Source organism: Streptomyces sp. RKND-216 (assembly GCF_004795255.1).
Lineage (GTDB): Bacteria > Actinomycetota > Actinomycetes > Streptomycetales > Streptomycetaceae > Streptomyces > Streptomyces hazeniae.
In genome coordinates this window covers 4732566-4744618 of record NZ_SSBQ01000002.1, presented here as the reverse complement: position 1 = coordinate 4744618, position 12053 = coordinate 4732566, and the positions used below count along the sequence as shown (strand labels likewise).

The following is a 12053-nucleotide window of genomic DNA, read 5'->3' as shown; positions in this document are numbered from 1 at the left end:
GCTCGGCGGTCATCGGATCCGCCTCGTGCAGTGCCTCCGCTTCCTCGCCAGGCCCGCGCCACGGGGCTCCCCCACGAGACCTGGCCACCTGGGCCTCGGCGGATGAAATCGAGGAGATCTCCCGAGGTGTCTACCGCCGGGCCGACGCAGCCCCGACAGCCCACGTCGACCTCCTCGCAGTCTGCACCCGGGCGCCGCACGCGGTCGTATGCGGGGAGTCCGCACTGGCGCTGCGCGAACTGATCGACGACATCCCGTACGAGGTGCACATCGCGGTACCGCGGGGCACACACCGCCCGGCGATCGCCTATCCCGCGACCCGGACCTCTCAGTTCGCCGCGGATATTTTCGGCGGCCTGGACCTGAAGCCCCGATCCCGGGTGCCGGCGCGCTGCGGCCCAGGACTCCGTGTACGGGCCCAGGCCCGACAATCGCGAGAGGAGGAGGGCGCGCGCCACGGCCCGTTCCGGTAGCGGGCCTGTCGCTGCGCGCCGAGGGCCGCCCCTCGTCGTCGCACGGTGCCACCGGCTAGGGTCGCCCTCGTTCCCGTGCCACGATCCGTCCCTGTCGAGGTGAGCGCCCCGCATGAAGGAAGAAGTGAGGTTCCCGAGCGTCGTCGGTCCCGAGCTGGCCGGGGTGATCGACGTGCCGGAAGGGGAGATCCGGGGCTGGGGGCTGTTCGTGCACGGATTCACCCTCGGCAAGGACTCTCCGGCCGCCTCGCGCGTGTGCAGGCAGCTGGCCCGCGAGGGCGTCGGCATGCTGCGCTACGACAACCTCGGGATCGGGGACTCCGAGGGTGACTGGGGGGACGGTTCCTTCACCGTCAAGGTGCGGGACACCGTCCGGGCCGCGGCCTTCATGGCGGAGCGGGGGACTCCGGTGGACCTGCTGGTGGGGCACTCCTGGGGAGGCGCGGCCGCGATCGCCGCCGCGCACGAGACCCCTGGTCTCCGGGCGCTGGCCACGATCGCCGCGCCCGTCGACCCCAGCGACGTCGAGCGGCACTACGACTCGGTGCTGGACCGCGTCCTCGAGGACGGGGCGCACGAGTGGTTCGTCGGCGGGAGGACCCTGGTCCTCAAGCGCGCCTTCGTCGAGGACGTCCGCCGGGCGCACCTGCGTGACCGGATCGGCGAGGTTGACCTGCCGCTCCTCGTCGCCCATTCGCCCACCGACTCCACGGTCGACATCGCCAACGCCGCAGAGATCTTCCAGGAGGCGCGGCATCCGCGCAGCTTCATCTCCCTCGAAGGGGCGGACCACCTGCTGACCGCGCGTGGGCAGGCGCAACGGGCCGCCCACATCATCTGCGCCTGGGCCGACCAGTACCTCGACGAGCCGCGGGCCGGAGAGGCGGCTCCGCGACCAGTAGAGGGTCCCGGCGGACCCTAGCCTCGGGCCTCCTCCCGGCGGCGGACCATTTCGGTGATCCAGTCGGGAGCGAAGGGGGAGGTGCAGCCGGGGGAGGTCGGGTAGTCCTTGAGCACCCCGAGGCGTTCGCCGATGTCGAGGGCGCGGGCGCGGTGCTCGGGATGCTCGATGCCGATCTGGGCCAGGCAGTGGTTCATCGCCCACTGCAGGCGGTCCGGGGCGTCCTTCATCGACGCCTCGACGGTGTCCAGGAGACCGGGCAGGTCGAGGCCCTCGGGCTGCTTCGCGACGCGTTCGGTGGTAAGCGCCCAGCCGGCGCTCGCGACCACGGGGTCCGGGTCGGCGAACCAGGCCACGCGGAGTTCCTCCGCGTGGGGGCTCTTCTTCACCACGTAGTTCACGAGCCAGTCGTGCACCTTCGGCATGCGCGCTTCGCGCAGCATGCCGTCCAGTTCGTCGCGCCCGAACGCCTTCGGGCGGCAGATCAGGAGCGCCAGCAGTCGCGCCGCGGTGTCGCCCGTGCGCCACAGCTCGCGGGCGAGTTCCTGCTGCGTCCTCAGCCGTTTGGCGAGCGCGCGCAGTGTGGTCAGTTTCACGCCGTGGTCGTCGCCGTGCTTCTCGTTCACCCTGCGTGTCTTCGGGTCCTCGAGTCCGGCCAGCTCGGCCATCACCTCGTTCACCGTCGCGCCGGTGCGTGTGTCGTCAGCCATCCCGGCCTCCCGCCTCCCACATGCCGCTCAGCGTACGACGGCCACCCCGCACGGAGAACGCTGGTACACGATCTCCTGGATTCAGGAGATCGTGTACAGTCACGGGAATGCTGACTGTTGCTTCCGAGGTCGAGGTGCTGGCGCGGTTCGGGCGGGCGCTGGCGGATCCGATCCGGTGCCGGGTGCTGCTGGCGCTGCGGGAGGGTCCGGCGTATCCGGCGGACCTCGCCGATGCGCTCGGCGTCTCCCGGACCCGGCTGTCGAACCACCTGGCGTGTCTGCGCGACTGCGGCCTGGTCGTGTCCGCTCCCGACGGGCGCCGCACCCGCTACGAACTCGCCGACGCACGGCTGGGCCACGCGCTGGACGACCTGCGCGCGGCGGTGGTCGCCGTGGCGGGAGACCGCAGCTGTCCGGACGCCGACGCGGAGGGCTGCTGCTGATGGCCGCGCGGACGTCTCCCCTGTCGCTCGGCGCACCCCCGGCCCGCCGTGAGGCGCTGGCCCGGCGGGTGCGGCTGCTGGTGGCCGCGACCATCGCCTACAACGTGGTCGAGGCGGTCGTCGCGCTGACCGCCGGCACGCTGGCCTCGTCCACGGCGTTGATCGGGTTCGGCTTGGACTCGGTCATCGAGGTCTCCTCCGCCGCCGCGGTCGCCTGGCAGTTCTCCGCCCGCGACCACGCCGTGCGGGAGGAACGCGAGCGGACCACGCTGCGGATCATCGCCGTGTCGTTCTTCGCGCTCGCCGCGTACGTGGGGATCGACGCCGTACGGGCCCTCGTCGGCGACGGCGAGCCGGAACACTCGGTGCCGGGCATCGTCATCGCCGCGCTCTCGCTGGCGGTGATGCCGTTTCTGTCCGCCGCCCAGCGCCGCGCCGGGCGCGAACTGGGCTCGGCCAGCGCGGTCGCGGACTCCCGGCAGACCCTGCTGTGCACGTATCTGTCGGCGGTGCTGCTGGTGGGCCTGGTCCTGCACGCGGCCGTCGGCTGGTCCTGGGCCGACCCGGTCGCCGCCCTCGTCATCGCGGCGATCGCGGTCAAGGAGGGCCGTGACGCCTGGCAGGGCAAGGGCTGCTGCGCGCCCTCCGCCCCCGTAGGGGCGAGCCCGGACACCGCCGACGAGGAGTCGGCCGGATGCGGATGCTCACCCGGCTGCGCCTGCTGCGCGGATGCGGGCGCGGCACGCTGAACCGCCGGGCGCCGGGTGCCTCGTCCCCGGGACACCCGGGCCCCTGCCCGACCGCTTCCCCAGGGCTGGCCGGTCCGGGTGGGGCGGTCGGGTGATCGACTAGGGATGTGTTTAACATATGAGCACCGCCTAGCTCGAAAGATAAGAACTGTGACTGTCAACGAGGACGCGTTCACCAACTGGAAAAACCGCGAGGAGATCGCGGAGTCGATGATCCCGATCATCGGCACGTTGCACCGGGAGCGGGACGTGACCGTCCTCCTCCACAGCCGCTCACTGGTGAACAAGTCGGTGGTGAGCATCCTCAAGACTCACCGGTTCGCCCGGCAGATCGCCGGAGAGGAGCTCTCGGTCACCGAGACGCTGCCCTTCCTGAAGACGCTGACCACGCTCGACCTGGGCCCCTCCCAGATCGACATCGGCATGCTCGCCGCGACCTACAGGGCCGACGACCGCGGGCTGTCCGTGGAGGAGTTCACCGCCGACGCCGTGGCCGGCGCCATGGGCGAGCACAAGATCGACCGACGCGAGCCGCGGGACGTCGTGCTGTACGGCTTCGGCCGCATCGGCCGGCTCCTCGCCCGCCTGCTGATCGAGAAGGCCGGTTCCGGCAACGGCCTGCGGCTGCGCGCCATCGTGGTGCGCAAGGGCAAGGGCCAGGACCTGGTGAAGCGCGCCTCGCTGCTGCGGCGCGACTCCATCCACGGCGCCTTCCAGGGCACGATCACCGTCGACGAGGCGAACAGCAGGATCATCGCCAACGGCAACGAGATCAAGGTCATCTACTCCGACGACCCGACGACGGTCGACTACACGGCGTACGGCATCAAGGACGCCGTCCTCATCGACAACACCGGCCGCTGGCGCGACCGTGAGGGCCTGGCGAAGCACCTGCGTCCCGGCATCGACAAGGTCGTGCTGACCGCCCCGGGCAAGGGCGACGTGCCGAACGTCGTGCACGGCGTCAACCACGACACGATCAAGCCGGACGAGCGGATCATCTCGTGCGCGTCCTGCACCACGAACGCGATCGTGCCGCCGCTGAAGGCCATGGCGGACGAGTACGGCGTGCTGCGCGGCCACGTGGAGACCGTCCACTCGTTCACCAACGACCAGAACCTGCTGGACAACTACCACGGCTCGGACCGCCGCGGGCGTTCGGCCGCGCTCAACATGGTGATCACCGAGACGGGTGCCGCCTCGGCGGTCGCGAAGGCGCTGCCGGACCTGAAGGCGAAGATCACCGGCAGCTCGGTGCGGGTGCCGGTGCCGGACGTGTCGATCGCCATCCTCAACCTCCAGCTCGCCCGCGAGGCGGAGCGCGAGGAGGTCCTCGACTACCTCCGCAACGTCTCGCTCACCTCGCCGCTCAAGCGCCAGATCGACTTCATCAGCGCCCCCGACGCCGTCTCCAGCGACTTCATCGGCTCGCGTCACGCCTCGATCGTCGACGCCGGCGCCACCAAGGTCGACGGCGACAACGCGATCCTCTACCTCTGGTACGACAACGAGTTCGGCTACTCCTGCCAGGTCGTCCGGATCGTGCAGCACGTCTCGGGCGCCGAGTACCCGACCTTCCCGGCCCCGCTGGCCTGATCCGCCCGGTTCCGCCCTCCGGCGTTGCCCGGTAACCCGCAGGCCGTGCCCCCGCACTCCGGGGCACGGCCTGCGGGCGTGCGGCGGCCCGGCGGACACCCCCCGGCCGGTTGGGCGCCGTACCCGGTACGCGGCCCGTACGGTGTGCGGCTTCGCCCCGGCGGAAGCGGTGTGGAAGCATCTCGAACATGGTGAGTCTCGGGTCCCGGACGAACGCGGAACCCCCCTCCCGGCGTCGTCCGTGGCGGTGGGGCGGCGGGGGACGGTCGATGCTGGGCATGCGCACCGTCGCCGGCCAGGCGCTGGTGCTCCAGGTCGTGCTGGCGCTGCTGATCGTCGCTGCGGGCGTGGCCGCGCTGCTGCTCCAGACGGAACGTTACAGCGAGCGTGCGGCGAAGGACCGGTCGCTCGCCGTGGCGCAGAGCCTCGCCCGGTCCCCCGGCATCGTCGAGGCCCTCCGGTCCCCCGACCCCACGAGCGTGCTGCAGCGGCGGGCCGAGGCGGTCCGGGAGCGCACCCGGGTGGACTTCGTGGTGATCACTGACGATCAGGGCATCCGCTACACCCACCCCGAACGCGACCGGATCGGCAAGAAGTTCGTCGGGGACATCGAGACGCCGCTCGGCGGGCGGGCGGTCACCGAGACCATCGACGGCACGATCGGACGGCTGGTGCAGGCCGTCGTCCCGGTGAAGGACGAGCAGGGCGACGTCGTCGGCCTGGTGTCGGCCGGGGTGCTCACCAGCGCGGTGGGCGACGTGGTGGACCGTCAGCTGCCGGTGCTGCTCGGCGGTGCGGCGGTCGCGCTGGCGGTGGCGACAACCGGCATGGTGCTCGTGGGCAGGCGGCTCAGCAGGCAGACGCACGGGCTGGGCCCGGCCGAGATGGCCCGGATGTACGAGCACTACGACGCGGTGCTGCACGCCGTGCGCGAGGGCGTGCTGATCGTCGGCGGCGACGGGCGGCTGCTGATGGCCAACAACGAGGCGCGCCGCCTCCTGTCCCTCCCCGCCGACGCAGAAGGCCGCCCGGTCGTCGACCTGGGCATGGACGCGCACATCACCGATCTGCTGGCGACAGGCCGGGTGGCGACCGACGAGGTGGTGGCCTCCGGCGACCGCCTGCTCGCCGTGAACAACCGGCCCGCCGACCGGCACGGCAGCCCGGCCGGAGCCGTGGCCACGCTCCGCGACACCACCGAGCTGCACGAGCTGTCCGGCAAGGCGGCGCTGGCCCGCGACCGGCTGCGCCTGCTGTACGACATCAGCGTGACCGTGGGCACGACGCTGGACGTGCGGCGCACCGCCCAGGAGCTGGCCGAGGCGTCCGTGCCCGGCTTCGCCGACTTCACCACGGTGGACCTGCTGGACGGTGTGCTGGCCGGTGAGGAGCCGGGGTCGGCGTCGTCGGTGGAGATGCGCCGGGCCGCGCTCAGCGGTATCGCGGAGGGGCCGCCGTTCTTCCCCGTCGGCCGGCTCATCCGGTTCGTGGAGTCCTCTCCGCAGGCCCAGGGCGTCGGCCGGGCACGCGGGGTACTCGCCGCCGACCTGCGGGAGTCGCCGGGCTGGCAGGCGCAGGACCCGGAGCGCGCGCAGGCCCTGATGGACTACGGCATCCACTCGATGATCACCGTCCCGCTGCGGTCCCGGAACACCGTGCTGGGCCTGGCGAACTTCTGGCGCACGGAGGGTTCCGAGCCCTTCGAGGTGGACGACCTGTCGCTCGCGGAGGAGGTCTGCGCCCACGCAGCGGCCTGCGTGGACAACGCCCGCCGCTTCACCCGCGAGCACTCCATGGCGGTCACCCTCCAGCAGAGTCTGCTGCCGAGCGGGCTGCCGGAACAGCGTGCCCTGGAGGTCGCCTACCGCTACCTGCCGGCGCAGGCCGGGGTGGGCGGCGACTGGTTCGACGTCATCCCGCTGCCCGGCGCCCGGGTCGCGCTGGTCGTCGGCGACGTGGTGGGGCACGGCCTGCACGCAGCCGCCACGATGGGACGGCTGCGCACCGCCGTGCACAACTTCTCCTCCCTCGACATGGCGCCCGAGGAACTGCTGGGCCGGCTGAACGAACTGGCGCTGCAGAGCGATCCGGACGGCGCGGACCTCAGCGGCGCGGGGCTGACCGGCGCGACGTGCCTGTACGCCATCTACGACCCGGTGGCCCGGCGCTGCACCGTCGCCCGGGCGGGACACCTGCCGCCCGCGGTGGTGGCGCCGGACGGCTCGGTGACGTTCGCCGAGGTACCGGCCGGGCCGCCGCTGGGCGTGCCCGGGCTGCCCATCGAGTCGGCCGAAATGGAGCTGGCCACCGGCAGCCGCCTGGTGCTGTACACCGACGGGCTGGTGGAACGGCGCGGCCGGGACATCGACCACGGCCTGGGCCTGCTGCGGGACGCACTGGCCGGTGCGGACGGCGACGGCGCCGAGGAGACCTGCCGGGGCGTGCTGGAGACGCTGCTGCCCCAGCAGCAACAGCAGGAGGACGACATCGCGCTGCTGGTGGCCCGGACCCGTTCGGTGCCCGCCGACCGGATCGCCGAGTGGGACGTGCCCTCGGACCCGGCGGCGGTCGCCGAGGTGCGCGCCGCGGTGGGCGAGGTGCTCGAGCGGTGGGGCGTGTCCGAAGAGGCGTTCGCGACGGAGCTGATCCTGAGCGAGCTGGTCACCAATGCGATCCGCTACGGTTCCAGCCCGGTGCGCGCCCGGCTGATCCTGGACCGTGCGCTGATCTGCGAGGTCTGGGACGGCAGCAGCACCTCGCCGCACCTGCGGCACGCCGCCACGATGGACGAGGGCGGCCGCGGGCTGTTCCTGGTAGCCCAGCTCTCGGACCGCTGGGGCACCCGGTACACGCCGAACGGCAAGGTGATCTGGACCGAACAGCCGGTGGCCCCCGCCGCGCAGGTCTGACGGGTCGTCGCCGCCCCCGCGGTCACCCGCGGGCCGGTGTCACCCGCGGGTGTGTCACCCGCGGGCGTGTCACCCGGCGACGTTGCGTCCGACCGTCCAGACCAGGGCCGTCGCGACGATCGCGGCCGTGCCGAGACGGGTCGGCTCGGGGCGGTAGTGACGGCCCCGCAGGCCCTCGCGCAGCATCCGCGTGAACAGGTACGCGGCGGCCGGCAGCCCGAGCAGCAGCATCGCCGCGTTGTCGTGGAAGGCGGCGACGAGATCGCCGTGCAGCAGGTCGTACGTCATGCGGGTGCCGCCGCAGCCCGGGCAGAGCAGCCCCGTCGCCCACTCCAAGGGGCAGCGGGGCAGGAGCTGACCGGGCTGGTGCGGGTTCGTCCGGTACAGGTAGGCGGCACCGGCAGCGGCGAACGCGGCCAGCCCGACGGGCAGGGCCAGCGGGTGGCGCAGTGCCGCACGGAGCCGGACGAGGCCGCGACCGGCCGCCGCGCCCCCGTCAGCCGCCACGCAGCACCCGGCCCTCGCTGTCGGTCGCGTCCTTGTTGGTGAGCGTGATGATGCCGTCGATGAGTGCCCAGAAGCCGAGTCCGCCGCAGGTGAAGAGCTGGGCGAGCGCGATGCCGACGTGGCCGGTGTAGAACCGGCCGATGCCGAAGCCGCCGGCGAACAGCGTCAACACGCCCGCGACGATGCGGGACTTGTCGGAGTAGGGCCGCCCGTACGGGTCGTAGCCGTAGGGCGCCGCCGGGTCGTAGCCGTAGGGCACGGGCATCGCACCGGGCTGGCCGGGGTAGCCGTAGCCCGGCTGACCGGCGAACTGCTGACCGTACTGCTGGCCGAACTGCGGGTCTCCGTACGGTTGGCCGCCGTACTGCTGGCCGTACGGGTCGGCGCCGTACGGCGGCTGCGTGCCGTAGGGCGGCGGGGTGCCGGGCTGCGGGCTCGGCTGCTGGGGGTAGCCGTAGCCGCTGGCCGGGGGCTGCTGCTCCGGGTACGGGTTCTGGTGCGGATCGGACATGGCGCTGGACCCCCCGAGGGACGCGGATGGTGGCGTGGGGCCGAGCGGAGCCCCTGGCTTCATCCTGCCAGTTCCGGCACCCGGCCCGCACACCCACTGCAGAGGCCGGTTCCCATCGGCCCGCGCAGGCGCGTCCGGTGCGAGAATCGGCGGATGACCGACGAGGAGCGGGCGGCGCTGCGGGCGCGGCGGACGGCGGCGGTGAACGGCTGCGACCGGCTGCTGTCGGCGGGCAGGTGGCCGACGATGCGCGAACGGCTGACGCGGCTGGAGAGCTACGACCTGGACGGGCCACCGGACATGTACGGCGACGGCCCCGTGGCGGGGTTGGAGCAGCGCGTCGCAGAGCTGCTGGGCACCGAGGACGCCGCGTTCTTCCCCACCGGGACGATGGCGCAGCAGGTGGCGCTGCGCTGCTGGGCGGGCCGCACGGGCAACGCCACGGTCGCCCTGCACCCGCACGCGCATCCGGAGGTGCACGAGGGCGGGGCCCTCGGCGCGGTGGCCGGACTGCGCACGGTCCACCCGACGCGGGAGGAGCGGCTGCCGGACGCGGCGGAAGTGCGCGACCTGGCGGAACCGTTCGGCACGCTCATGCTGGAACTGCCCCTGCGGGACGCCGGGTTCGTGCTGCCGTCGTGGGAGGAGCTGACGGCGACCGTGGCGGCCGCGCGGGAACGCGACGCGGTGGTGCACTTCGACGGCGCCCGGCTCTGGGAGTGCACGCCCCACTTCGGGCGGCCGCTGCCGGAGATCGCGGACCTCGCGGACAGCGTCTACGTGTCGTTCTACAAGTCGCTGGGTGGCGTCTCGGGAGCCGCGCTGGCGGCCTCCGCCGACCTGGTCGCGGAGGCGAAGGCGTGGCGGCACCGGTACGGCGGGCTGCCGTTCCAGCAGTGGCCGGCGGTGCTGTCCGCGCTGTACGGGCTGGACCACGAGCTGCCGCGGCTCCCGGGGTACGTCGCGCACGCGGCGACCGTCGCCGCGGCGCTGCGCAAGGCGCTGGCGGCAGAGGTGCCGTTCTTCCGCGTGCATCCGCAGACGCCGTGCACGCACCAGTTCCAGGTGTGGCTGCCGTACCCGGCGGACGTGCTGAACGAAGCCGGGCTGCGGCAGGCGGAGGAGACCAAGACGCTGGTGTTCGGCATCTGGCAGGAAAGTCTGCTGCCCGGCCTCTCGCACACGGAGGTCACGGTGTCGGCGTCGGCGCTGGAGTGGACGGCGGAGGACGTCGCGGATGGCACCGCGCAGTTCCTCGGATTCTTGCGAGCCGGGTCGCCTCGCAGTACTCACTAGGGACGCAGCGGCGGCCCGCCGTCATCCTCGCCGTCCGGTCCGGCGTCATGGGGCCCGCCCGTGTCCGGCCGGCCATCGGGGCCCTCACGGTCGGCGGGCCGCACCGCGCCGCCGCCCCGGCCGCCCCAGTGGCGGCCGACGTGCCGCCGGAAGCGGTGGGACAGCGTGGTGGCGGCCGCGGTGAGGAAGACCAGGTTGTACGTGATCTGGATGACCGCCAGTAGGCGGGACGTCTGTCCCCGCGGGTGGATGTCGCCGTAGCCGACCGTCGCCAGGGTGACGACCGTGAAGTACAGCGCGTCCAGCCGGGTGCGCAGTCCGTGGAACTGCCCGGGCTCCTTGGCCAGCGTGTAGTACGCCGCGGAGAACGCAAGCACCGTGAGTGCCACCAGAAGCGGGATGACGAAGCCCGGATGCACGCCCATGCGGTCCAGCAGCACGTCCCGCATCTGCTTGAGCAGCAGCACAGCGATCAGCGTGAGGAGCAGGACGAAGACGGACCAGCCGATCACGGGGCGCTCGGAGCCGAACGCGTCGAGGGGCAGCAGGAAGTACCCGGTGACCATGAGGGCCGTCACGATGCTGAGGGCTCCCCAGATCCGTTCCGGGTTCCGCCTGCCGCCCCGGCCGTCGTCCCGCACGTCCGTCCCGTCGCCGCGGTAGCCGGGGCGCTACCGTTCCGGCATCGGCGCGGGCGTCCGGGCCCCGCCGTCTCTGGGCCTCACGTCCCGGTTTCCGGGCCGCACCGCAGCCTGCATGGCCTCTCACCTCCGGCTTCGACGTCCTCGTCGGTCGCCCGCCGCGCGGGCCGGGGTCGGGAACCGGGGCCGGGTACCCCGCCGCCCCGCCCTCACGCGCCCGGAACGGGCAGGCGGGCCGGCGGGTCGATGAGTGGGCGGCGGTGCGGTCAGCAGATGCGGGGCAGCTGCTCCCCGAGCGGCAGGTCGACGACCCGGGTACCGCCCAGGCCGGTGCGGGCGACGACCATTCCGGGGTGGTCGGCGACGCACGCGCCGATGACGGCCGCGTCTGCGCCCAGCGGGTGGGCCCGCATCGCCTCCAGCACCGCGTCGGCGTGGTCGCGGGGCACGAAGGCGACCAGCTTGCCCTCGTTCGCCACGTACAGCGGGTCCAGGCCGAGCATGGCGCAGGCTCCGGCGACGGGCTCGGGGACCGGCAGGTGCCGCTCGTCGACGGCCACGCCCACACCCGCCGCGGCGGCGATCTCACCGAGGGCCGCCGCCACTCCCCCACGTGTCGGGTCGCGGAGCACGTGCAGGTCGGGGGTGACGGCGAGCATCGCCTCGACCAGTCCGCCCAGCGGGGCGCAGTCGCTCTCCACCTGCACGTCGAACTCCAGCCCTTCGCGCAGGCTGAGCACCGCGACGCCGTGCAGGCCGATCTGCCCGCTGACGAGCACCACGTCGCCGGGCCGGGCGCGCTGCGGGCGGATGTCGACGCCGTCGGGGATCAGGCCGATGCCGGCGGTGTTCAGGTAGACGCCGTCGCCGTGGCCGGCCTCGACGACCTTGGTGTCCCCGGTGACGATCTCCACTCCCGCCGTCCGGGCGGCGGCGCCGATCGCCTCGGCGACACGGGCCACGACGGGCATCTCCACGCCCTCCTCCAGCACCACGCCGCAGGACAGGTACGCCGCGCGGGCGCCACTCATGGCGAGGTCGTTGACGGTGCCGTTGACGGCCAGGTCTCCGATGGAGCCGCCCGGGAAGAACAGCGGGCGCACCACGAAGGTGTCGGTGGAGAAGGCGAGACGGGCGCCGCCGAGGGTGACGGCGGCGGAGTCGGCCATCGTGGCGAGCGTCTCGCCGCCGAAGGCGGGGGCGAAGACGTGCTCGACCAGTTCGGCGGACAGAGCGCCGCCGCCGCCGTGGCCCATCACGATGCGCGGCTGGTCGCGCAGCGGCGCCGGGCAGGTCCAGCCGGAGAAATCGGGTGCC

The 12053-nt window shown here is 73.0% G+C and carries 11 protein-coding genes; 6 read left to right on the top strand and 5 right to left on the bottom strand.

The annotated features are described in order from the left end of the window. Positions 1–585 precede the first annotated feature (585 nt). Entirely contained in the window at positions 586–1395 is an 810-nt protein-coding gene (locus tag E4198_RS20755) for an alpha/beta fold hydrolase (protein ID WP_136184489.1), read from the top strand. Here E4198_RS20755 and E4198_RS20750 read toward each other — a convergent pair. Beyond that, positions 1392–2084, bottom strand: coding sequence for a DNA alkylation repair protein (locus tag E4198_RS20750; protein ID WP_136184488.1), 693 nt, complete (start codon positions 2082–2084; stop codon positions 1392–1394). The genes E4198_RS20755 and E4198_RS20750 overlap by 4 nt on opposite strands. Before the next feature lie 107 nt (positions 2085–2191). On the opposite strand from E4198_RS20750, the gene E4198_RS20745 reads away from it, so the two are divergent. The 4 genes from E4198_RS20745 (at position 2192) to E4198_RS20730 (ending at position 7781) form a co-directional block, all read left to right on the top strand. Further along, on the top strand, positions 2192–2527 hold the full coding sequence (locus tag E4198_RS20745) for a metalloregulator ArsR/SmtB family transcription factor (protein WP_136184487.1): 336 nt from the start codon (positions 2192–2194) through the stop codon (positions 2525–2527). Next, a complete protein-coding gene (locus E4198_RS20740) occupies positions 2527–3276 on the top strand; it encodes a cation transporter (protein WP_136184486.1) in 750 nt (249 codons plus the stop codon). Before E4198_RS20745 ends, E4198_RS20740 begins: the two co-directional genes overlap by 1 nt. A gap of 150 nt (positions 3277–3426) precedes the next feature. Next, complete coding sequence (locus E4198_RS20735; protein WP_136184485.1) at positions 3427–4872, top strand: glyceraldehyde-3-phosphate dehydrogenase; 1446 nt, start codon at positions 3427–3429, stop codon at positions 4870–4872. 269 nt (positions 4873–5141) lie between these two features. Next, on the top strand, positions 5142–7781 hold the full coding sequence (locus E4198_RS20730) for a SpoIIE family protein phosphatase/ATP-binding protein (RefSeq protein ID WP_136184484.1): 2640 nt from the start codon (positions 5142–5144) through the stop codon (positions 7779–7781). A 69-nt stretch (positions 7782–7850) separates the two neighbouring features. Here E4198_RS20730 and E4198_RS20725 read toward each other — a convergent pair whose 3' ends face one another. Both E4198_RS20725 and E4198_RS20720 read right to left on the bottom strand, forming a co-directional pair. After that, a complete protein-coding gene (locus E4198_RS20725) occupies positions 7851–8288 on the bottom strand; it encodes a DUF2752 domain-containing protein (protein WP_136184483.1) in 438 nt (145 codons plus the stop codon). After that, positions 8278–8799: a TM2 domain-containing protein gene (locus E4198_RS20720; RefSeq protein ID WP_136184482.1), complete on the bottom strand. Its 522-nt coding sequence runs from the start codon at positions 8797–8799 to the stop codon at positions 8278–8280. The genes E4198_RS20725 and E4198_RS20720 overlap by 11 nt, the downstream gene beginning before the upstream one ends. Positions 8800–8952: 153 nt before the next feature. On the opposite strand from E4198_RS20720, the gene E4198_RS20715 reads away from it, so the two are divergent. Next, on the top strand, positions 8953–10095 hold the full coding sequence (locus E4198_RS20715; RefSeq protein ID WP_136184481.1) for a beta-eliminating lyase-related protein: 1143 nt from the start codon (positions 8953–8955) through the stop codon (positions 10093–10095). Here E4198_RS20715 and E4198_RS20710 read toward each other — a convergent pair. After that, positions 10092–10673 (bottom strand): potassium channel family protein, encoded by a 582-nt coding sequence (locus E4198_RS20710; RefSeq protein ID WP_247597777.1) that lies wholly within the window; start codon positions 10671–10673, stop codon positions 10092–10094. The two genes, E4198_RS20715 and E4198_RS20710, sit on opposite strands and share 4 nt — an antisense overlap. Before the next feature lie 329 nt (positions 10674–11002). Continuing rightward, positions 11003–11992: a hydrogenase expression/formation protein HypE gene (gene hypE / locus E4198_RS20705; RefSeq protein WP_210732952.1), complete on the bottom strand. Its 990-nt coding sequence runs from the start codon at positions 11990–11992 to the stop codon at positions 11003–11005. Positions 11993–12053 lie beyond the last annotated feature (61 nt).

Excerpts from the sequence above, each read along its gene's own strand:
- E4198_RS20755 (WP_136184489.1), top strand. The coding sequence starts at position 586 with ATGAAGGAAGAAGTGAGGTTCCCGAGCGTCGTCGGTCCCGAGCTGGCC.
- E4198_RS20750 (WP_136184488.1), bottom strand. The coding sequence starts at position 2,084 with ATGGCTGACGACACACGCACCGGCGCGACGGTGAACGAGGTGATGGCC.
- E4198_RS20745 (WP_136184487.1), top strand. The coding sequence starts at position 2,192 with ATGCTGACTGTTGCTTCCGAGGTCGAGGTGCTGGCGCGGTTCGGGCGG.
- E4198_RS20740 (WP_136184486.1), top strand. The coding sequence starts at position 2,527 with ATGGCCGCGCGGACGTCTCCCCTGTCGCTCGGCGCACCCCCGGCCCGC.
- E4198_RS20730 (WP_136184484.1), top strand. The coding sequence starts at position 5,142 with ATGCTGGGCATGCGCACCGTCGCCGGCCAGGCGCTGGTGCTCCAGGTC.
- E4198_RS20720 (WP_136184482.1), bottom strand. The coding sequence starts at position 8,799 with ATGTCCGATCCGCACCAGAACCCGTACCCGGAGCAGCAGCCCCCGGCC.
- E4198_RS20715 (WP_136184481.1), top strand. The coding sequence starts at position 8,953 with ATGACCGACGAGGAGCGGGCGGCGCTGCGGGCGCGGCGGACGGCGGCG.
- hypE (WP_210732952.1), bottom strand. The coding sequence starts at position 11,992 with ATGGGCCACGGCGGCGGCGGCGCTCTGTCCGCCGAACTGGTCGAGCAC.